The 21,452-nt window shown below is 66.0% G+C and carries 20 protein-coding genes; 12 read left to right on the plus strand and 8 right to left on the minus strand.

All coding sequences use genetic code 11. The features are described from left to right. The first annotated feature begins 39 nt into the window (after positions 1-39). Positions 40-1,509: an aldehyde dehydrogenase gene (locus J7360_RS02500; protein ID WP_209033185.1), complete on the plus strand. Its 1,470-nt coding sequence runs from the start codon at positions 40-42 to the stop codon at positions 1,507-1,509. Between the two features lie 204 nt (positions 1,510-1,713). Then, positions 1,714-3,192, plus strand: coding sequence for an AMP-binding protein (locus tag J7360_RS02505; protein ID WP_209033188.1), 1,479 nt, complete (start codon positions 1,714-1,716; stop codon positions 3,190-3,192). A 177-nt stretch (positions 3,193-3,369) separates the two neighbouring features. On the opposite strand, the gene J7360_RS02510 is transcribed toward J7360_RS02505, so the two are convergent. The 3 genes from J7360_RS02510 to J7360_RS02520 all read right to left on the minus strand — a co-directional run bounded on the left by J7360_RS02510 (position 3,370) and on the right by J7360_RS02520 (position 5,704). Then, a complete protein-coding gene (locus J7360_RS02510; RefSeq protein ID WP_007970087.1) occupies positions 3,370-4,371 on the minus strand; it encodes a LysR substrate-binding domain-containing protein in 1,002 nt (333 codons plus the stop codon). Between the two features lie 66 nt (positions 4,372-4,437). Next, positions 4,438-4,797, minus strand: a complete 360-nt coding sequence (locus tag J7360_RS02515) for a protocatechuate 3,4-dioxygenase subunit alpha (RefSeq protein ID WP_007965260.1) — start codon at positions 4,795-4,797, stop codon at positions 4,438-4,440. 10 nt (positions 4,798-4,807) lie between these two features. After that, a complete protein-coding gene (locus J7360_RS02520; RefSeq protein ID WP_209033190.1) occupies positions 4,808-5,704 on the minus strand; it encodes a gallate dioxygenase in 897 nt (298 codons plus the stop codon). A gap of 235 nt (positions 5,705-5,939) precedes the next feature. On the opposite strand from J7360_RS02520, the gene J7360_RS02525 reads away from it, so the two are divergent. Continuing rightward, positions 5,940-6,614, plus strand: coding sequence for a GntR family transcriptional regulator (locus J7360_RS02525; RefSeq protein WP_033481452.1), 675 nt, complete (start codon positions 5,940-5,942; stop codon positions 6,612-6,614). A gap of 172 nt (positions 6,615-6,786) precedes the next feature. On the opposite strand, the gene J7360_RS02530 is transcribed toward J7360_RS02525, so the two are convergent. The 5 genes from J7360_RS02530 to ubiH form a co-directional block, all read right to left on the minus strand. Beyond that, complete coding sequence (locus tag J7360_RS02530; RefSeq protein ID WP_057660463.1) at positions 6,787-7,818, minus strand: transporter; 1,032 nt, start codon at positions 7,816-7,818, stop codon at positions 6,787-6,789. A 151-nt stretch (positions 7,819-7,969) separates the two neighbouring features. Beyond that, on the minus strand, positions 7,970-8,401 hold the full coding sequence (locus tag J7360_RS02535; RefSeq protein ID WP_022558369.1) for a nuclear transport factor 2 family protein: 432 nt from the start codon (positions 8,399-8,401) through the stop codon (positions 7,970-7,972). A gap of 102 nt (positions 8,402-8,503) precedes the next feature. After that, positions 8,504-9,226, minus strand: coding sequence for an alpha/beta fold hydrolase (locus tag J7360_RS02540; protein WP_057660465.1), 723 nt, complete (start codon positions 9,224-9,226; stop codon positions 8,504-8,506). Between the two features lie 127 nt (positions 9,227-9,353). Then, positions 9,354-10,535 (minus strand): UbiH/UbiF family hydroxylase, encoded by a 1,182-nt coding sequence (locus J7360_RS02545; RefSeq protein WP_057660587.1) that lies wholly within the window; start codon positions 10,533-10,535, stop codon positions 9,354-9,356. After that, positions 10,532-11,740, minus strand: coding sequence for a 2-octaprenyl-6-methoxyphenyl hydroxylase (ubiH, locus tag J7360_RS02550; RefSeq protein WP_057660467.1), 1,209 nt, complete (start codon positions 11,738-11,740; stop codon positions 10,532-10,534). The genes J7360_RS02545 and ubiH overlap by 4 nt, the downstream gene beginning before the upstream one ends. 340 nt (positions 11,741-12,080) lie before the next feature. On the opposite strand from ubiH, the gene J7360_RS02555 reads away from it, so the two are divergent. The 9 genes from J7360_RS02555 to J7360_RS02595 all read left to right on the plus strand — a co-directional run bounded on the left by J7360_RS02555 (position 12,081) and on the right by J7360_RS02595 (position 21,397). Beyond that, the gene (locus J7360_RS02555; RefSeq protein WP_057660468.1) at positions 12,081-12,659 is read left to right on the plus strand and encodes a hypothetical protein; all 579 of its coding nucleotides are present in this window, start codon (positions 12,081-12,083) and stop codon (positions 12,657-12,659) included. Positions 12,660-12,662: 3 nt separating this feature from the next. Beyond that, a complete protein-coding gene (locus tag J7360_RS02560; RefSeq protein WP_005921106.1) occupies positions 12,663-13,220 on the plus strand; it encodes a cob(I)yrinic acid a,c-diamide adenosyltransferase in 558 nt (185 codons plus the stop codon). A gap of 38 nt (positions 13,221-13,258) precedes the next feature. Continuing rightward, positions 13,259-14,167 carry a histone deacetylase family protein gene (locus J7360_RS02565; RefSeq protein WP_057660470.1) on the plus strand — a complete coding sequence of 303 codons (909 nt, stop codon included), beginning with the start codon at positions 13,259-13,261 and terminating at the stop codon, positions 14,165-14,167. A gap of 116 nt (positions 14,168-14,283) precedes the next feature. Continuing rightward, positions 14,284-16,719, plus strand: a complete 2,436-nt coding sequence (gene lptD / locus J7360_RS02570; protein WP_172955781.1) for an LPS-assembly protein LptD — start codon at positions 14,284-14,286, stop codon at positions 16,717-16,719. Continuing rightward, positions 16,716-18,107, plus strand: a complete 1,392-nt coding sequence (locus J7360_RS02575) for a peptidylprolyl isomerase (protein ID WP_057660472.1) — start codon at positions 16,716-16,718, stop codon at positions 18,105-18,107. Before lptD ends, J7360_RS02575 begins: the two co-directional genes overlap by 4 nt. Before the next feature lie 19 nt (positions 18,108-18,126). Next, entirely contained in the window at positions 18,127-19,098 is a 972-nt protein-coding gene (pdxA, locus tag J7360_RS02580) for a 4-hydroxythreonine-4-phosphate dehydrogenase PdxA (RefSeq protein ID WP_057660474.1), read from the plus strand. Positions 19,099-19,215: 117 nt separating this feature from the next. Further along, positions 19,216-20,004: a 16S rRNA (adenine(1518)-N(6)/adenine(1519)-N(6))-dimethyltransferase RsmA gene (gene rsmA, locus J7360_RS02585; RefSeq protein ID WP_209033192.1), complete on the plus strand. Its 789-nt coding sequence runs from the start codon at positions 19,216-19,218 to the stop codon at positions 20,002-20,004. 36 nt (positions 20,005-20,040) lie between these two features. After that, positions 20,041-20,424 carry a Co2+/Mg2+ efflux protein ApaG gene (gene apaG / locus J7360_RS02590; RefSeq protein WP_007965232.1) on the plus strand — a complete coding sequence of 128 codons (384 nt, stop codon included), beginning with the start codon at positions 20,041-20,043 and terminating at the stop codon, positions 20,422-20,424. 28 nt (positions 20,425-20,452) lie between these two features. Continuing rightward, positions 20,453-21,397, plus strand: coding sequence for a symmetrical bis(5'-nucleosyl)-tetraphosphatase (locus tag J7360_RS02595; RefSeq protein ID WP_007965228.1), 945 nt, complete (start codon positions 20,453-20,455; stop codon positions 21,395-21,397). Positions 21,398-21,452 lie beyond the last annotated feature (55 nt).

Consider the following 21,452-nt stretch of genomic DNA (forward strand, 5'->3'; position numbering starts at 1 on the left):
GCTGGCGCTGCCAGTGGTTTTCTGCACCGAGGAGGGAGTATGGAAGCCTTGTCCGAAACGCTGCGCGGGATCGCCGCGCGCAGTCCCCTGGGCCTGTTCATCGATGGGCAATGGCGCGCAAGCACCGGCGATCGCACTGTCGATGTGATCGCGCCGCACACCGAACAACCGCTGCTGTGCTACACCGAGCCCTCGCACGCAGATACCGAAGCGGCCATCGCTGCTGCACGCAGCGCGTTCGACCATGGCCCCTGGCCGCAGCTTTCCGCGCAAGAGCGCAGCGTGGTGCTCAAGCGGGTGGCCGATCACTTGCGTGCACGCATGCCGGAGCTGGCCGAAGCATGGACCGGCCAGGTGGGCGCCACCATCGGCTTCAGCAGGCGCGCGTCGCAGCAGGCGCCGGATTTATTCGACTACTACGCCGATCTGATTGCCACCCACGCATTCGTCGAACCGCGCGTGCGCCCCAATGGTGGCCGCGTGCATGTGGTGCAGGAGCCGGTTGGCGTGGTCGCCGCAATCACGCCCTGGAACGCGCCGCTGGTATTGCTGTGCTACAAGGTCGCCGCCGCGCTGGCTGCCGGCTGCACGGTGGTGGCCAAACCCTCGCCGGAAACCTCGATCGATGCCTATATCCTGGCCGAGTGCATCAGCGCCGCCGGCGTGCCCGATGGCGTGTTCAACCTGCTCCCCGCCGGCTGCGAGGTGGGCGAGCAATTGATCCGCCACCCGCACGTGGACAAGGTCAGCTTCACCGGCTCTACCCAGGCCGGCCGCTCGATCGGCATTGCCTGCGCCGAGCGTCTGGCACGGGTTGGCCTGGAGCTGGGCAGCAAATCGGCAGCGATCGTGCTTGAAGATGCCGACCTCGCCAAGGTGCTGCCCAGCCTGGTGCCCTACTCCATGCCGCTCGCCGGACAGGTGTGTTTCTCGTTGACCCGCGTCCTGGTGCCGGCGCAGCGCCGCGAAGAAATCCTGCAGGCGTATTGCGCGGCATTGAGCGCCGTGAAACTGGGCGACCCGTTTGCGGCAGACACCGGCATGGGCCCGTTGGCCCTTGGCCGCCAGCTCGAACGTGTGCAGTCCTACATCGCCAAGGGCAAGGCCGAGGGCGCAGGCCTGGTCATGGGTGGAGGCCGCCCGGCGCACCTGTCGCGCGGCTTCTTCGTCGAGCCGACGGTGTTTGCCGAGGTGACGCCGGACATGACCATTGCGCGCGAGGAGATCTTCGGACCAGTGGTGAGCTTCATCGACTACCACGACGACGCCGACCTCATCGCCAAGGCCAATGCCAGCGACTACGGCCTGCACGGCACCATCTACAGCGAAGACTCCGAACGCGCCTATCGCATCGCGCGCCGCGTGCGCAGCGGCAGTCATGCAATCAACGGCATGTGGGTCGATATCAGCATGCCATTCGGTGGCTTCAAGCACTCGGGCATCGGCCGCGAAGGCGGAATCGAAGGCCTGCAGGCCTTCCTCGAAACCAAGACCGTCTACCTGAGCTAGCGCACAGCCCAAGCAACGCGCGCCTGCCTGGGTATTGGCATGCACACCAGCAACCGATTGCACACTGCTTGCCTGCCGTGCGCCGGCATGCGTGTGGCGGCACCGGCCGTTCGCGCACCACGTTTTTGCGCGACGTCTCAACCTTTCGCACACAGCACCCGCACCCACACCCAGTCACCTCCCACTCTTCCAGAAGACCGCGCCATGGCCATGCCGACCGACTCGATCGCCTTCCACGCCCGTCTCTCGCCGCAACAGTTTGCCGCACGCGACCTAGTGCTGGGCCTCGAATGGACCTACGCCGAACTGGACGCCTTGGTGGGCCGTCTGGCGGCCTTGTTGCGCCGGCGCGGCTGCGTCGATGGAGAGCGGCTCGCGGTGCTGGCGCGCAATTCGGTGTGGCAGGTGGCCCTGCACTTTGCCTGCGGGCGGGTCGGCGCAATCTATGTCCCGCTCAACTGGCGCTTGAGCGCCAGCGAGCTCGATGCGCTGCTGCAACGCGCAGCGCCGCGCGTGTTGCTGGGCGACGATGTCGCGGCCGCTCGCACGGACATGGACGCCCTGGCGGACTTTATCGCCAGTGCCGATGCACTGGAGCCTGCCGACACGCCATCGATTCCACCGGATCGTGTGAGCCTGATCCTGTTTACCTCTGGCACCTCAGGTCAGCCCAAGGGCGTGATGCTCAGCGAGCAAAATCTGCAGCACGCCGCGCATAACTTCGGCGTCACCACGCGCGTGGACGCACGCAGCAGCTTTCTGTGCGAAGCGCCGATGTTTCACATCATCGGCCTGGTCACCAATGTGCGCTCGGCGCTGGCGGTGGGCGGCTCGATCCAGGTTTCCAATGGCTTCGAGCCCCAACGCTCGTTGGGCTGGCTTGCCGATCCATCGCTGGGAATCACACACTACGTCGGCGTGCCGCAGATGATGCAGGCATTTCGCAATCAGCCCGGCTTCGATGCGGCAGCGCTGCGCCATCTCACCGCATTGGTCAGCGGCGGTGCGCCGCACGCCAGCGACGATCTGCTTGGCTGGCTGGACGATGGCATCCCGATGGTCTGCGGCTTCGGCATGAGCGAAGCGGGCACGGTGTTCGGCATGTCGGTGAACTGCGATGTGATCCGCAACAAGCTGGGCGCGGCCGGCATCGCAACGCCCTCGGTGCAGACGCGCGTGGTCGATGACAAGGGCAACGACTGCCCAGCGGGCGTTCCCGGGGAACTGCTCTTGCGCGGCCCCAACCTCAGCCCCGGTTACTGGCGCGACCCGCAGGCAAGCGCCGAGGTGCTTGATGGGCAGGGCTGGTTCCGCACCGGCGATATCGTGCAGCGCGACGCCGACGGCTTCTTCTGGGTCGTCGACCGCAAGAAGGACATGTTCATTTCCGGCGGCGAGAACGTGTATCCGGCAGAGATCGAAGCATTGCTCGCAGACCATCCGGACATCCGCGAGTGCGCGGTGGTCGGCCTGGCCGACCCGCAATGGGGCGAGGTGGGTTACCTGGCGATCGTGCCGGCCGCTGCGGCACCGGACCTGGAGGAGATCCGCAACTATCTGGCCGCACGCCTGGCCAAGTACAAGGTGCCCAAGCATCTGCGCGTGGTGGACGCCTTGCCGCGCACGGCAACCGGCAAATTACAAAAAGCGCGCTTGAAGGACACCTTGGCCAGTGACACCTGAGGTGCCGTCGCATGGGCGCGAATGCGCACCGCCAACGGCACGACGGGCAGCCTGGGCTGCCCGTTGCTGTGGCGCGGCGCACGTTCCGATGTATGCAGCCACGCTCAATGGCCCCTGGGCGTCGATGCAATCCAGCATGCATCGCCAAGCGTTGCGCGTTGCGCCAGCCTTATGCGCTCACGCAGACGCATCCAGCAATACATCGTCTTCGCCAACGCGGTCGTCCACCCACACCGCGCCCTGCTCGGCCATGAGGGCCAGCTGGTGCTCCAGCTCGCGCATCAGCAAGCGCACGCCCGGCTTGTGGATTGCGCTGCCATCGCGATAGATCACCCCGCCTGCGCGCGCCTGCGAGGGTTGCTGCAACTGGAAGGCACGCAACTCGCCGCGTGCGATGTCGCCGGCCACCATCATGCTCGGCATCACCGCAATGCTGTCGGTACCGAGCAGGATTTCGCGCGTGAAGCTGGCCGAGCTGGAACGCAACTGGTCGCGCGTTGCAAGTCCGTGCTCGCGCATGACCTGCGCCACGTCGCGTTCGACATGCTGGCTCAGGGTCGGCAGCACCTGCCGGTAGGCCACCGCCTCGGCAATGCGCACCGGCCCATTCGCGAACAGCGGGTGGTCGCTGCGCGCCACCAGCGCAATCGGGTCCTGGTACAACACCTTGCGAATCAATGCGTCGTAGCGGGCCAGCGGATACAACCGCCCGACCACCAGATCGATCTCGTTACCGGCCAGCTTGGGCAACAGCTCATCGGTGCGGCCGTGCAGCAGGCGCACCCGTAGCGTCGGTTCGGTGCGATACAGCGCGGCCAGCACCGCCGGCAGCAAACCGCTAGCCGCCACCGGCAAGGCGCCCACAGTGATCGTGAGCGCATCGTCCTGCAGCAGCCCTTCGAAGGTGTCCTGCGCACGTCGTAGCTGACCCAGCACCACATGCGCAGTCTGCACCAGCACCTCGCCCATCGCGTTGGGGCGCACGCCGCGCGAATGCCGCTCGAACAGCGGCGCACCGACGATCTCTTCGATCTCCTGCAAGGCGCGCGTGAGCGCGGGCTGGGTGACATTCAGGACGCGTGAGGCGCGCAACAGGCTTTTCTGTCGGTCCAGCGCTTCGATAACACGCAGGTGCCGCACCTTGATGCGATGTTCAAAGAACACGGAAGACATTGTCATGGGGGTGGGCCTTACGTTGGGAAGTCGGGTAATGCGGCGATGCAGCGCACGGCCAATACGCACCGCTCAGCGCGCATGGGGCACACGCCGCGTCTGCATGAAGTCTTCGAACGATTCGCCGCGCATGATTGCGTAGACCTGCAGATTGGTCATGCGCACCACACGGGCGAATTTTTCGATGACGAAGAAGTTGGCGCCGTACTGCACCAGGCCAAGCCAGTCGCGCGCACGGATCAGCGCCTTCTCCTGCTCGGTGAGTTCGGCTTCCTGCATCAATACTTCTGCATCCTGCAAGAACCGATCGCGCCACGGGGCGCGGATCATGTGCCAGAAAAAGCGGTTGAGGCGCAGCGCGCGATTGCTGGTACGCAGATCGAACAGGTACGTGCCGCCGATCTGCTCCATGCCATGGGTTTGCGGATTCATCAGCACCTCCTCAGGCCGCGGCGGCAGTGCGCGCAAGCAGCTCGGCCGAACGCGGCGCGCCGGCCGCTTCTTCGCCGGGCTCGTAAAGCACCACGGTCATCGCAGTGGTGGTCATCAGGTAGTAGTTCTGATGCAGCTTGCGGATCGGCCCATCCAGCGCGCCGCGCATCGCCAGCCACATGATCTGCTCCACGCTCTCCGCACCGCCCAGGCGCACGTAATCGGTGTGGGTGAGATGCGTGAGGGTCTCGGGCGCATGCTGGAACCGGTCCAGAAATTCCATGTCCCATTCGGTGTCGTTGAACCCGGTGCGTTCGCCATGGATCTGGTGCGATAGCCCACCGGTGCCCACCACCACCACCCGAAGATCTTCCGGATACGATTCGATCGCGCGGCGCACCGCCTGGCCCAGGCGATAGCAGCGCCGCGCGGTCGGCAGCGGATACTGCAGCACGTTGATGGCGATCGGCACCACCGTGCCCGGCCAGTCCGGCACATGCGGCCATAGCAGCGGCAGTGGCGCCGCGCAGCCATGGTCGATCGGCTTGTCCTGGAACACGGTCAGGTCGAATTCGTCATTGACCAGGCATTCGGCGATATGCGCCTGCAACTGCACGTCGCCGCGGATTGGCGGCAGGTTGCGCAGGCCCGCGCCCTCGTCGGCAACCGGAAAGCGCTCGCCCACGCCCAGCGCGAAGGTGGGATACAGATCGAAGAAGAACGTCGTGCAGTGGTCGTTGTAGAAGAACACCAGCACGTCGGCTCGTTGCTCGGCCAGCCACGCAGCCACTGGCGTGTAGCCGTCGAACAACGGCTTCCACACCGGGTCCTGCTGCTTGCCCTTGTCGTAGGCCACCCCGGTGGTGGGAACGTGCGAGGTCCCGATACCGCCGATGATGCTTGCCATGTTGCGCTCCTGCGACGCGGGCCGGGCCCTGATCAGGGCAGGCGCGCATCAGTGGGTGATTCGGGATCTGCAACGCAATGGATCCCAAAAGAGGGCGACCAACGACTCCGGATCGCCAAAACGGTATCCTTGGGATCCAAATTGCCATCAAGCGATCTCATCCGCAAGGTTTTTATACACGTAAGTGCGAGTTTTCCCTGTCGAAGGAACGTGCGCTGCGGTATGGCGCGAGAGAATGGAGCCAATGGCGAACAACCACCGATTGCAAGCGATTCAGCAGCTACGCGAATTGATCCTGTGCGGCACCTTCGCGCCCGGCGAGCGCGTCACCGAGGCGGCACTGGCCGAGCGCCTGGCGATTTCGCGCACGCCGATCCGTCAGGCCCTGCCGGCGTTATGCCAGGAAGGGCTGCTGGTGCAGGCGGGCAGCCGTGGTTACGCCGTGCGGCGCTTCAGCCAGCAGGAAAGCCTGGATGCACTGGCAGTGCGCGCAGTGATGGAAGGCATGGCCGCACGCACCGTCGCCGAACGGGGCGCCCCCGCCGAGCTGCTCGCCACGTTGTATGCCTGCCTGGGCGAAGGCGACCGCATCCTGGCCAGCCGCACCCTCTGCGCCGACGATGAGCAGGCGTATGGCGCAATGAACGCCCGTTTCCACCGCGCCATCGTGGAGGCGGCCAACAAGCCGATCCTGACCGAAACCGTGGAACGCTGCACATTGGTGCCGTTCGTCAGCCCGGTCAACGTCGTGTTCGGCCAACGCACTGCCGCGCTTGCCTACGACGATCTGTTTTACGGACACAGGCAACACGGCGCGATCGTGTCGGCCATCGAGCAACGCGATGGCGCACGCGCGGAATTACTGTTTCGCGAACACGCCAACACGCAACGGCACAGCATGGGAATCTGAAACGCACGTGTTGCGGCGGTTGGACCCACTGCACGCGCTGTGCCGCATATTGATGGATGACGTGGAGTACACGGCGCAAACAGCGCAAGCCGATCCACTCGGCATCGCACCACCTCCATCCCACACGCCGGCCTCCCTGCGCCGGCAATGTGGGACGCAGGACCGGCGCGCGTTACAGCGAGTGCACGATCATCAGGTTATAGCTATTGCCTGCCACCGAGTTCTCGACCTCGAGAGGGAGGTAAACATTGAAGTTGAGAAGGTTCTTTTCGTCGAACCGCCAGGACAACCCAGGGCCGACATAGAACTGCCTGCGCTTGCTGTCGGGGATGCTCTGGTCGTTGGTGCGGTTGTTCTTCAACTGCTGCAGGTAATATCCATTGATGCCCAGACGCAATTGTTCGGTGACCTTGAACGAGCTGGCGAAGTTTGCCCAGAGCACATCGCCGGCCTGGCCATTGCGAAAACGGAACCCGGGAATCGGCGGCACGCCACCGGCGCGGCTGGTGCGGAAGTTGTAGAGATAATTCAGCCGCCCGCTGATTTCCCAACTGTCGCTGGGTTGCACGGTGAAGGCCCAGTGCGGTGCGACCGACCAGAAACCGGTGCTCTGGTTGATGGCGATATCGCGATCGAACTTGCCCACGGGCGCGAAGGCGTCGATGGCGAATCGCTGGAAGAAGAATACCCGCCCCTCGCGCATCACCGGCGGCATCTGCAGCGCCGGCCCGAACGAGATATCGCCCATACCCAAGCCATTGCTGCTCAAGCGCACCGGGCTATCGGCAGCGACGGAGGTATCGTAATTGACCAGCGGCACGATCGCATTGAAGCTCAACGAACCGCCTTTCCAGGTGTATGGCGTGACATAGATGAGCTGAGTCAACGCGACGCTGACGCCAACCTTGGGGTCGCGGAACGCCGGCGAATTGTCGCCGCTGGCATTTTTGATCGCATCGAAATCGTAGTACCGCAGATACTCGATGGCCGTCCATCCAGGCTTCATGGAGCCGAAGCCATCTAAGAAGCTGGTGCCCCCCAAATTGACGCCTTGGGGTGGCGCCGCGGTTTCCGGCACAGCCTGCGCCCATGCTGCTGGCGACGCTGCGGCCAGCAAGGCAGCGATGATCAATGCAGGTTGACGAGGCGACAGCCCACGCGGCAACACCGAACCACAACGAGCAGACGAACGGACGCGTTCCACTAGGCGAATCTCCGATGCAAAGGGAATGGATGACTGCGATGCGACGCGACATGGAGGGAGGAGAAAACGGGACCGGAAGACGGCGGCATGCGGCATGCGCCATCAGGACAGCGATGAGTAAAGGTGTTGTCTGCAGCCCGGATGCGCTGACTCAGCCAGTGCCGACCCGCAGCAGCAGCGACCCGAGCCGTTGCTGGAACAACCAGCGCCCCTGCTCAAGCACCAGCACATCCTCGAAGCTGCCCAGCAATGCGGGCGATTGCGCCGTCCACGGCGGCGCTGCGGCGGTATCACCAGCGGTGTAAAGCAGTACGTGGCTGTGCGCGTGCGCCAGCGTGTGCGATTGGACGCTGACCAAGGTATTGAGCATCAGGTGGCACGTGGTGCGCGGCGCACGCTCGCGAAACGACTGCAAGATGGCCTCGCGCCCACGCACGGGCGCATCCGGTGCACTGGGGCGCGCGAACACACCGTCGTCGGTGAACAACGCGGCGAGGCCGGCATGATCATGGCGATCGTTGTACAGCGCGAACCGGCGGATCGCTTGCTCGCAGGCGATGATGATCGAGGCGTCTTCGTGCATGCAGCGCTCCTCAAGACGTGACCAACGCAATCTCGATACCCGGCCGACTGCGTGTTTCGGCGATAGTCGCCACGTAGCGCCATCCGTTCGGCCTACGCGCCATCACGCGGCCTGCAACCAGTCGCGCAGCGCGTCGCTGACGGCGGAAGGTGCTTCGACCGGCGCCATGTGCCCGCAGTGCTCGAAGATCGCCAGCCGCGCCTGCGGAATGTGTCGTGCCATGTCCTGATGCCGCGCCAACGGGCTCCACGCGTCTTGTCGCCCGACTCCCAACAACGTAGGACACGTGATGTGCGCGAGCACCGGCCCCGCATCGGGGCGTTCCAGCAAGGCGTGGGTCTGCCCAGCAAAGCTCTGCGCACTGTGCCGCTGCACCATGGCCATCAAGTCATCCATCAACTCGCTGTCGGCGCTGTGATCGGGGTGCAGCATCGGCGGCAGCCAGCGCTGCGCCAGCGCCTGCATCCCCTGGGCGTGCGCCAGTCGCACCAACGCAAGTCGTTCTTCGCGTTCGCCGGCGCGGCGCGGCGCGATGCCTGTATCCAGCAGGGCCAGCCGCAGCACGCGCGCGGGCGCCTGGCGCATGATGTCCAGCGCGACCCGTCCGCCCATCGAATGTCCCGCCAGCGCAAAGTGCGGCGGCGCGACGGCCAATACATGCGTGGCCATCTGCGTGATGCTGTCGAAGCCGGCGAAATCCATCACCTGCACATCGGCCAGATCGCGCAGCGCGACGCGCTGCGGTTGCCAGATGGCGGCGTCGCACAGCAGGCCGCACAACAGCAGCACTGCCGGCTTGGAGGAAGGAGGCGCAGACGAAGTCATGGCGCGACTGTAGCCACGGCAGCCACGCACGTCGTATGGAACCTGCTGCCTTCGCTATAGCATCAAAGGCATATCAAGGCATGACAGACAGCCGCCGACGCCGATTGCGGCGGCTGGCGCGATGGGCTCACGCGCCGCCGGAGGCGCGCTTCCACAGCACATCGACCAACGGCGGCAACTTGCCGGCCAGGCCCAATACCGATCCGCGCAACAACGTCAGGTGCATGTCGTCGTTGGAAAACACCGTGTTGATCGCATCAAAGCCGTAGGCGGCAACGGTGTTCTCGCTGCGCCGGGTACGTGCCCAGCGTTGCAGGCGATGCGGCGCGGCCCAATCGGCACGTTTGGCCATCGCCTCGCGCACGCTCTGCCGCAACGCCGCCACATCGCGCAGGCCCAGGTTGACGCCCTGCCCGGCCAGCGGATGCACCACATGCGCGGCATCGCCCAGGGTCAGCACGCGGCCGCTGACGTACTGCTGCACCAACTGCCGTTGCAGCGGGAAGGCGGTGCGTGCCGACACCACGCGTACCTCGCCCAGGCGCGCCGCGAAGGCCTGGGTCAACTCCCGCGAGAAATCGGCATCGTCCAGCGCCAGCACGCGCTCGGCGTCGGCATCCGGCAAGGTCCACACAATCGAACTGCGGCCATCGGCGAACGGCAGGAAGGCCAGCGGCCCGGTCGTCAGGAAGCGCTGCCAGGCGGTGGCCTGATGCGGGTGTTCGGTTTCCACGAAGGCAACCACGCCGCGCTGTGCGTAGGCATGCCGGGAAACCGGCAGCCCGGCGAGTTCACGTAGGGTGGATGCTGCACCATCGGCGGCAATGGCCATTGCGGCTTCCAGCCGGCTGCCATCGTCCAGGCGCAGGCGCACGCTGGCGGCGTCCTGCTCCAGCTCGACCACGCGTGCCGGACAACGCACTTCGATGCCGGCCGCATGCACGGCGGCCCACAAGCGGTCCACCAGCACGTCGTTTTCGATGATCCAGCCCAGTTGCTCGCGTCCCAGCGTGTCGGCGTCGAAGCCCAGCTCGCCACCTCCGCCAGCATCCCAGACCCGCATGCGCCGGTAAGGTTGCACGCGCGCGGCACGCACCGCATTCCACACGCCCAGGCTGTCGAGCAATGCGGCGTTGTCGGCGGCGAAGGCATAGACACGCAGATCGGGTTGATCGGCGCGCCAGCGCGCTGGCTCGCGCCCTTCGACCAGGGCAACGCGCAGGCCGGCATCGTTCAACGCCAGCGCGCAGGCCGCGCCGACAACGCCACCGCCGACGATCACGGCCTCGCGCGTGCTGCGCCGGCTCATGCGCTGCTCCGGCACAGTTGCGGCACATCGCCACGGAAGCCCATGGCACCGCCCACCAGCATCGATTGCAGCGGGGCCGCCTGCGAGGTCGCAAACAAGCCCAGGCTACGCAACGGCCGCAGCAACGGTGCCGGGTTGCCGGTGAGCCGCGCCAGACCGCTGGAAAACCCGATGGTGTGCTCGCGGTCCACCCGCCGCCGCGCCAGATACTCGGCCAGCAACGCACCGGCACCGGCATCGCTGCGATCGTGCTCGATCAATTCGGCCAGCGTCAGCGCATCGCGCAACCCCAGGTTGAAGCCCTGCGCGCCGATCGGATGCAGCGTCTGCGCGGCATTGCCCAGCAGCACCACGCGCTCGGCGATGAGGCTGTCGGCCAGCACCTGCACCAGTGGATAGGCACTGCGTTCGCCGGTGACGACCATGCGCCCGGCACGCCAGCCGGCTGCACGCTGCAGGCGCGCCAGCCAGCCGGTGTCATCGAGCGCAGCCACGGCTTCGGCCTCGGCGCGCGCCACGCAATGGATCGCACCGTAATGACGGTCGCCGCGTGGCAACAGCGCCGTTGGCCCATGTTCGCCAAAACGCTCCCAGGCCGTGCCATCGGGCGGTCGTGAGGCACGCACGCGCGCCACGAACAGGGTCTGCAGGAAATCGTGGGCATCGGTACCGATATGCAGCAGCTCGCGCACCGCGCTATGGCTGCCGTCGGCGCCGACCACCAGGTTGGCCTGCACCCGTTGCTCGCCCGCATCGGTAGCCAGGCGCACCGCGCGCAGGTCGTCCTGCACCGGTTCTATGCCGATGCACCGTGCGGGCCGGTAACGGCGCAGATGGGTCAGTTCGTCCAGGCGCGTTTGCAAGGCATCGCCGAAGTCGCGTGCCACCACCACCTGGCCGAAGGCGTCGCGGCCATAATCGGCCGCGTCCAGTTGCACGCGGCCGAAGTCCCCGGCGCGGCTGACATGGATGCGCCGGATCGGCCCGGGCGGACTGCGCAGCTTGGCCATCACTCCGAGCGCACCGAGCGCGTTCACGGTGGCCGCGGCGAAACTGAGGTTGCGTTGATCAAACACTGCCGGCGGCGTGCCGGCCGGGGTGGCCTCCACCAGCCCGACATCCAGGCCGAGGCGGTCCAGCGCAATCGCAAGGCTGGAGCCGACCAGGCCGCCGCCAACGATCAGAACGTCATGGGGATGTGTCATCCCCACATGATAAGCCTTCGCCCCCTGCGCGTTGCCGACGCAGGGCGGGACATCTTGCCGCGCCCGCTGCCACCTGCGCCGTGCATGGTTGACGCGCAGCGCAGCGCTTCACGCGCTCCCCAAACACATGCAGCGGCTGGAAAAGCGTGGCGAGCAGTCGCCAGGCGGGCGTGGATGGCGCACCCAGAAACGGCGGTGTAGGCGTGGCGCAGGCCGATTCCGGGCGCCGGCCACGCCGGCTTGGCACTGCGCAGTCGTTCTGCAGCTGCCGTGACCCAAGCCGCGGGCAGCACCACTTCCACGCTACACTCCAGGGCCCGTGATCCGGCCCGCTTCGCGCATGACTTCTCGTTCGCACGACACCCTGATTCTGAGTCTGCTCGCCGTGTTGATGGCGGCTACGCGGATCAATCACTTCGCGCCGGTTCCGGATGCGTCCTGGGCGGTGTTCTTCATCGGCGGATTTCATCTGGCTGCGCGCACCAAGCTGGCATTTCCGCTGCTGATGCTGCTGGCCGTGGCGGTGGACTGGCTGGTGATCACCGGCCAGGGGCTGAGCTTCTGGCAGCACTACTGCGTGTCGCCGGCGTACTGGTGCCTGATCCCGGCGTACTTCGCGCTGTGGGCCGGCGGCGTATGGCTGCGCCGGCACTACCATGGCGCACAGTGGAGCGCGCTAGCGCGGCTGGTGCCGGCCCTGCTGATCGCCGTGGCGCTGTGCCAGCTGATCGCCCAGGGCAGCTTCTACTGGATCAGCGCCAGCGTGGCCGACCCGACCGTGGCCGGCTGGTCCAAGAATTACACCGACTGGCTGGGGCCATATCTGCGCAGTGCCGCGCTGTACGTGGCCGCCGCCGCGGTGATCCAGGTGGCTGCCGAGCGTCTGTCCGCACCGCGTCGCCAGCCCTACGCCGGCTAAGCCATGGGCAACCGGCTCTCCCGCATCTATACCCGGACCGGCGACGACGGCAGCACCGGCCTGGGCGACGGCAGCCGGACCGGCAAGGATGCGTTGCGCGTCAATGCCTACGGCACCGTGGACGAAGCCAATTCGGCGATCGGCGTGCTGCTGGCCGCACCCGGCGTGCCGGAGCCGATCGCCGCACTGCTGACTACCGTGCAGCATCAGTTGTTCGACTTGGGCGGCGAGCTCTGCATCCCCGGCCACGCGGCCATCGACGCGACCGACATCCAGGCGCTGGAGACGCAGCTGGACGCCTTCAACCAGACGCTGCCCGCACTGCAGGAATTCATCCTGCCGGCCGGTGGCGAGGCCGCCGCGCGCTGCCATCTGGCCCGCACCATCGTGCGCCGGGCCGAGCGCGAGACCGTTGCGCTGTCGCGCCAGGAAGCGGTGCGCAGCGAGGCGATCGGCTACCTCAACCGCTTGTCCGACCTGCTGTTCGTGCTGGCGCGCGTGCTGGCGCGTGCCGATGGTCGGCAGGAAGTCCTGTGGCGGCACGACCGCCGGCGCGGTTGAGCATGCGCCCGGGTCGGCGCAGAGGCTAAAGTTGCCCCATGTTGGTCTTTACCCATCCCGCCTGCCTCGGTCACGACGCCGGCCCTGAGCACCCCGAAAGTCCCGCCCGCCTGGAAGCGGTGGTCGAGGCGCTGCGCGCCGCATTCCCGGATCTGGACTGGCGCGAAGCGCCGTTGGCCAAGCTGGGCGATCTGTGCCGGGTGCACGAGCGCGAGCAGGTGGATGCGGTGCTGGAAACCGCCTTCGACGGCTATCGCCAGCTGGACGTGGACACGCGCATGGTGCCCGCCTCGCGCGCGGCCGCGCTGCGCGCTGCAGGCGCCGGCATCGCGGCCGTGGATGCGGTGATGCAGGACCAGACCCGCACTGCTTTCTGCGCGGTCAGGCCGCCGGGCCACCACGCCACCGCACAGGTGTCGATGGGCTTTTGCCTGTTCAACAACATCGCTGTGGCCGCCGCCCATGCGCGCGACCGGCATGGGCTGGAGCGCATCACCATCGTGGATTTCGACGTCCATCACGGTAACGGCACCCAGGCGATCTTCGAGCGCGACCCCGCCGTGCAGTACCTGAGCACCCACCAGTCCGGGCTGTATCCGCATTCGGGCAGCGTCTACGAGCGCGGCGTCGGCAATATCCACAACCTGCTGCTGCCACCAGGCAGTGATGGACTGCGCTTCCGCAATGTCTGGGAAGACGAGATGCTGCCGCTCGTCGATGCCTTCCGTCCGCAGTTGATCCTGATCTCCGCCGGCTTCGATGCGCATCTGCGCGACCCGCTGGCCGACCTGATGCTGGACGACAACGATTTCGCCTGGCTCACCGGCGCGCTGCGCACCCTGGCCGACCGCCATGCACGCGGCCGCGTGGTCTCGATCCTGGAAGGCGGCTACGACCTGCAGGCGCTGCGCGAAAGCAGCGTGGCGCACGTGGCAGCGCTGCGCTGAACCCCGGCCGGGGCGCCGGTCGCGCCACCGGTGGCGATGAACCTCGCCCACCCGGCGCCGGCGCTCTTCATTGCCCCTATGCGGGGTATGCGGCAAGCTAGTCGCCATTTTCTTGGTTGAACCCACGCGTGCGCCGAGCTCTCCGCCTGCTGCCCCTGCCTTTGAGCATCGCCATCTGCCTCCCGGCCATGGCTGCCGACAAGCCGTTGAACTGGGGACTGTGCCCGGCCGTAGACCCGCTACCCGGCTTCGACGGCGCCCCTGCCGCCGACCCCAAGGCGGCCGAAATGCGCCAGCAGCTGCCGACCGACATCGAAGGCGACCAGCTTTCCGGCACCAGCACCACCCCGCAATACCAAGGCAATGTTGCGTTGAAGCGCGGCGACCAGTTCCTGGGTGCCGACAACCTGCGCATGGACACCGAAACCGGTAACTACATCGCCGAAGGCAATGTCCGCTACCAGGACACCTCTTTCCGCATGGTCGCCGACCGCGCCGAAGGCAATCAGGATACCGACACCCACAAGGTCACCAACATCCAGTACCAGTTGGTGGAGCGCCGCGGCAATGGCGACGCCGAATCGGTGGACCTGCAGGGCCAGGTCGGGCAGATGCATCGATCCACGTACACCACCTGCGACCCCTCGCAGCCGATCTGGCGCGTTCGCGCGCCCGAGATCGACGTCGACAACGAGGAAGGTTTCGGTACCGCGCGTAACGCGGTGCTGCAGATCGGCAAGGTGCCGGTGCTGTACTTCCCATGGTTCAAGTTCCCGATCGACGACCGCCGCCAGACCGGCCTGCTGTTTCCGCAATTCGGTTTGTCCGGCCGTAACGGCTTCGATTATCTGCAGCCGATCTATCTGAATCTGGCACCGAACTACGACGCCACGTTGTTGCCGCGCTACATGAGCAAGCGCGGTTTCATGTTCGGCACCGAATTCCGTTACCTGTACGAAGGCGGTCGCGGCGAAGTCACCGGCAATTACCTGCCCAACGACAAGTTGCGCGACAAGGACCGCGGCAGCGTGTTCTACAGCGGCTACCACAACGTCAACACCCACTGGCAGGCGCGCAGCAGCATCTCCTGGGTCAGCGACACACGCTATGTCGAGGACTTCACCAGCCGTCTGAACGGCATGGGCTCGGCGTCCAGTCTGCAGAGCACCGTGGGCATCTACGGCACCGGGGAAACCTGGACCGCAGGCCTGATGGCCGACCGTTGGCAGCTCACCGACTACACGCTGGACGAGCAGGCCCTGCCCTATAACCGGCAGCCGCGCGCGTATTTCACCTGGGAAAAGCCGCTGGGCATTTTCGAGGCGGGCGTCTATGCCGAGGCGGTGCGCTTCACCCACGACGATTCGTACCAGGTCAATTACATCCCGAACGCCAACAACAACAATGGCGACGAGTACGTCCGCACCAATATCCGCAACAAGGAATATGGCAGCGGCGCGCGCCTGGACGTCAAACCGTATATCTCGATGCCACTGTCGGGCGCAGCGTGGTTCCTGACGCCCACCGTGGCATGGCGCTACACCGCGTACCAGCTGGATTCCACGCTGGCCAACACCGCACCGCTGACCGGCAACCGCACCCCGTCGCGCAGCCTGCCGATCGCCTCGCTGGACGCCGGCCTGTATTTCGATCGCGAAACCTCGCTGTTCGGCACCAACTATCTCAATACGTTGGAGCCGCGCATGTACTACCTGTACGTGCCATACCGCGACCAGGACGATCTGCCGGTGTTCGACACTCGTCCGTTCACCTTCAGCTACGGTCAGTTGTTCCGCGACACCCGCTACACCGGCGCCGACCGCCAGAACGATGCCAACCAGCTGACCCTGGCGGTGACCTCGCGCTGGCTGCGCCAGGACGATGGCCGCGAAAAGCTCTCGCTGAGTGCGGGCCAAATCTTGTACTTCAGCGACTCGCTGGTGACCATCAACAACAGCAACAATTCGGCCGCCGGTAGCGAGCAGACCGTCGAACAGGGCAAGTCGGCCTGGGTGGCCGACGCCAACTACATGATCAACGACCGCTGGTCGATGGGCGCCACCTACCAGTGGAACCCGAACTCGCGCAAGGAAGATCTGGCCAGCCTGCGCACGCGCTATCTGCTCAACAACGACGGCATCATCAACCTGGCGTATCGCTACCGTCGCAACCTCACCGACAACAGCGACCAGCTCAAGCAGGCCGATTTCTCCTTCCTGTACCCGATCAACCCCAGCTGGAGCGCGGTCGGTCGGTATTACTACTCTCTGCTGGACCGCAAGCCGCTGGAAATCATCGGTGGCGTGCAATGGGACAGCTGCTGCCTGGCGGTACGCGGACTGGTGCGCCGGTTCGTGCGTAACCGCGATGGGGAGATGGACAACTCGATCCAGATCGAGTTCGTGCTGAAGGGCTTGAGCTCGTTCGGGCAGAACACGGATCGCACTTTGCGCCGTGCTATTCTCGGCTATTACCGCGACGACCTCTACCTGGTCCCGCCCAGCAACACCACGACCAATCCGGACGATTACGATCCGAACCTGATTCCATGACCAAGCCTTTCTCTGTTGTTCTTGCCTCGCTGCTGGCCATTACCAGCACGGTTTCGCCGTTGGCCTCGGCACAGCAATCCCAGCCGCTGGATCGCATCGCTGCCATCGTCGACGAAGACGTGGTGCTGCAGAGCGAGCTCGATCGTGCCGTCCGCAACGTCAAGTCGCAGTACGCCGGTCGCGAAAACCAGCTGCCGCCAGACGATGTGCTGCAGCGCCAGGTCCTTGAGCGCTTGGTACTGGTCAAGTTGCAGGTCAGCCGCGCCGATGGCAACGGTATCCGCGTCAGCGACGAGGAGCTCAACCGCGCCATCGCCAGCATCGCCCAGCAGAACGGCACGACCGTGGACGGCTTGCGCCAGAAGCTGGCAGCCGACGGCATGGGCTACGCCGACTTCCGCGCATCGGTGCGCGACGAGATCATCGTGCAGCGCCTGCGCCAGAGCTTCGCGCAGAGCCGCATCAGCGTGAGCGAAGGCGAGGTGGATACCGCGCTGGCCCAACAGGCCGCCACCGGCAGCCAGTACCACCTGGCGCATATCCTGATCGGCTTGCCGGAAGGCGCAAATGCCGAACAGATCGCCACCGGCCAGAAAAAGGTCGATGGCGTCAAAGCCTTGATCGACAAGGGCGAGCTGGATTTTTCGGCCGCTGCGGTGCGTTATTCCGATAGCCCCAATGCGCTGGAAGGTGGCGATCTGGGCTGGCGCAGCCTGGATGAGATTCCCAACGCATTCGCGCAGCTGATCCGCGACATGCAGCCCGGTCAGGTGGCCGGACCGCTGCGCGGCCCGAGCGGCTTCCAGCTGCTCAAGCTGGTGGAAATGCGCGACGCCAATGCCGGCGGCGAAAAGAAGATGGTCACCGAGTACCACGCACGCCACATCCTGGTGCGGATCGGCGATAACCAGACCGAGGCGCAGGCCAAGGCCAAGATCGATACGATTCGCGCACGCATCGTCGGTGGCGCCGATTTCCAGGCGACGGCCAAGGAGTCCTCAGAAGACACCAACAGCCGCGGCCAGAGTGGCGATCTGGGCTGGTTCCCAGCCGATGCGTTCGGCCCGGACTTCGGCAAGCAGGTCGAAAGCTTGACCGACGGCGCGGTCTCCGAGCCGTTCCGTACCCAGGCGGGCTGGCATATCGTGCAGCGCGTCGGCAGCCGCCAGACCGACGTCAGCGCCGAGAATCAGCGCGCGCAGGTGCGCGAAACCATCGGTCGCCGCAAGCTGGAAGAAGAATACAACCGCTATCTGCAGGAACTGCGTGGCGAAGCGTATGTGAGCTACCGCACCGGCGACCGCGCCGATGACAACGCCACTGCCGCTCCAGCCAAATCGGCAGACCCTGCAGCGCCCTCGCCGCCGCCGGCAAAGCCGACGCGCTGAGGCCGGGCATCCGGATCGCATGATGGTCCCGTCGCTCGCGCTGGTGCCAGGCGAGCCGGCCGGAATCGGGCCGGAGCTATGCGTCCGGCTTGCGCAGCAGCCGCGCTCGGACGCGCATCTGATTGCCTACGCCGACCCAGATACTTTGCACAGCGCCGCAACGGCGCTGTCGTTGCCTGTGCGGCTGCTCGAGCCCGACCAGCCCGCACGCGCGCCCGGCGACCTGCCGCTGCATCCCATTCGCCAAGCCGTGGCCACGCGTTTCGGCGTACCTGACCCAGCCAATGCCGCAGCGGTGATCGCCGGCCTGCGCAGCGCCGCGGCCGACTGCCTCGCCGGCCGCCTGCAGGGAATCGTCACTGGCCCGGTGCACAAGGCAGTGATCAACGCCGGCGGGATTGCCTACACCGGCACCACCGAACTGCTGGCCGAACAAGCCGGTTGCCCGGTGGTGATGATGCTGGCCAACAGCATCGTGCGCGTCGCGCTGGTGACAACCCATCTGCCGCTGCGTGCGGTGGCCGATGCGATCACCGCCGATGCCCTGCGGCAGTGTCTGCGCATCACCCATGCAGCGATGCAGCGCGACTTCGGCCTGGAGCACCCGCGCATCGCCGTGCTCGGCCTCAACCCGCATGCCGGCGAAGACGGTCACCTGGGCCGCGAGGAACTGGATATCGTCATTCCGGCGCTGGAGCAACTGCGCGGGCAGGGCATGCAGCTGATCGGCCCGCTGCCGGCGGACACCGCCTTCTTGCCGCAGAAACTGCGTGGTTTCGACGCGGTGGTGGCGATGTATCACGATCAGGGCCTGCCGGTGCTCAAGTACAGCGGCTTCGAGCAGGCGGTGAATATCACCCTGGGCCTGCCCTACCCGCGCGTGGCGGTGGATCACGGGACTGCGCTGGAACTGGCCGGCCGCGGAATCGCGGACCCCTCCAGCCTGATGGCGGCCACTGCGTTGTGTGCGCGATTGGCGGCGCGCCGCTAAACCCACGCGTGCCTACTCGCTGCGGGCATGCCGCATGGTGCACGCCGCCTATCCGCCAAGCGCGGTGCGCGCGCAAACGACACCGCGTGCAGGCGCGGCCTCCGTTAAACTGCGCAGATGAATTCTTCTTTCAGCGCACCGGCCAAGAAGTCGCTTGGCCAGCACTTTCTTGCCGACCGGTATTACATCGACCGCATCGTGCAGGCGGTAGACCCGCGCGCCGGCCAGCATCTGGTCGAGATCGGCCCAGGCCAGGGTGCCATCACCTTTCCGTTGCTGCGCAAGCATGGCGCGCTGACCGTCATCGAATTCGATCGCGACCTGATCGCGCCGTTGACCGAGGCCGCGGCGCCGATCGGCGCATTGCGCATCATCCACCGCGATGTGCTCAGCGTGGATTTCACTGCACTGGCCGATGGCACGCCGATCCGCCTGGTCGGCAACCTGCCCTACAACATTTCCTCGCCGATCCTGTTCTATGCGCTGGACCATGCCGCTGCCGTGGCCGACATGCACTTCATGCTGCAAAAGGAAGTGGTCGACCGCATGGCCGCCGGCCCCGGCAGCAAGGTGTACGGACGGCTCAGCGTGATGCTGCAGGCGTATTGCGAGGTGACTGCGCTGTTCGTGGTGCCGCCGGGCGCCTTCCGGCCGCCGCCGAAGGTGGACTCGGCAGTGGTGCGGCTGGTGCCGCGCGATCCGGCCACGGTACTGATCAACGACCGCCGCCGCTTCGCCGATGTGGTGCGCGCCGGGTTCGGGCAGCGCCGCAAGACCCTGCGCAATGCCTTGTCCGCCATTTGCGAACCAGCCCACTTCGACGCTGCGCAGGTGCGCCCGGACGCACGCGCCGAACAACTCGAGGTCGCCGATTTCATCCGGCTGGCCAATGTCGAGCTGGCTTGAGCGCCGTTCCCACACCGTTTTATTTAGACTTTCACCATGCAAGATGATCCGCGCTACCGGGTCGAGGTCGAGGTATCGCCCCGCTTCCTCGCCCATCAATCCACTCCGGACGAAGGCCGCTATGCCTTTGCCTACAGCATACGCATCCAGAATGCGGGCGCAGTGCCTGCGCGCCTGATCGCGCGCCATTGGCAGATCACCGATGGCAACGGACGCACCGAGCAGGTGGATGGTGAAGGGGTGGTCGGCGAACAGCCGTGGCTGCGCCCGGGCGAAGCGTTCCATTACACCTCTGGCGTACTGCTGGAGACCGAGCAGGGACAGATGCAAGGCCACTACGACATGGTGGCCGACGATGGCACCGAATTTATCGCCCCGATCGCCGCCTTCGTGCTGAGCGTACCCAGGACGCTGCACTGATGGATGCTGGAGTGAGGGAGCGCGCGCAATGAGTGTCTGGGCCATCGGCGACCTGCAAGGGTGCTACGACATCACCCAGCGATTGCTGGAGAAGATCAATTTCGACCCCGCCCAGGACACGCTGTGGTTCTGCGGCGATCTGGTGAACCGCGGCGGGCAATCGCTGGAAACGCTGCGCCTGGTGCATGCGTTGCGCGCACATAGTGTGGTGGTGCTGGGCAATCACGACCTGTCGCTGCTGGCGATCGGCGCGCGCTCGGAAGAAGAGCAGCGCAAGGTCAACCCGGACCTGCTGCGCATCGTGATGGCAGAAGATCGCGATGCGCTGCTGGACTGGCTACGCATGCAGAAGCTGGCGCACGTGGACCGCGAACTGGGCTGGATGATGATCCACGCCGGGCTGGCGCCGAAGTGGACCACGCAGATGGCCGAAAAGCATGCACGCGAGGTCGAGCAGCAACTGCAGGGCGGCGGCTATCGCAAGCTGCTGCGCAATATGTACGGCGACCAGCCGGGCTGGTCGCCGGGCCTGAGCGGCTATGACCGCAGCCGCGCCATCATCAATCTGTTCACCCGCATGCGCTATTGCACTCCGCGTGGGCGCATTGCCACCGACGACAAGGGCACGCCGGGCACGCAGGCGCAGGGCCTGTATCCATGGTTCGAAGTGCCGGGACGGGTCGAGCGCGACCTGAAGATCGTCTGCGGGCATTGGTCCGCGCTGGGCCTGACCATCACCCAGGGCGTCCATGCGATCGATACCGGTGCGGTCTGGGGCGGCAAGCTGACCGCGTTGCAGCTGGATACCGACGAACTACGGGTGGTGCAGGTGCCGGGAAATCCGATCACGCATCCGCCGAAAACCGCGCAGCGCCCGCGGCAACCGCGTCGCCGGCAGCGGCACCGTGGTGGCGACCAAGCGCAGACCGGGCCCGCTCCGACACCGGCATCGACCGGTCCAGCCGGCGGCTGATCCGGCGCCCTGGCGCCAGCGCGCCCAGCGCTACGCCGTCGCGCCGCCTTCCCGG

The organism is Xanthomonas sp. D-99, from assembly GCF_017746145.1.
Classification (GTDB): Bacteria; Pseudomonadota; Gammaproteobacteria; order Xanthomonadales; family Xanthomonadaceae; genus Xanthomonas; species Xanthomonas cissicola.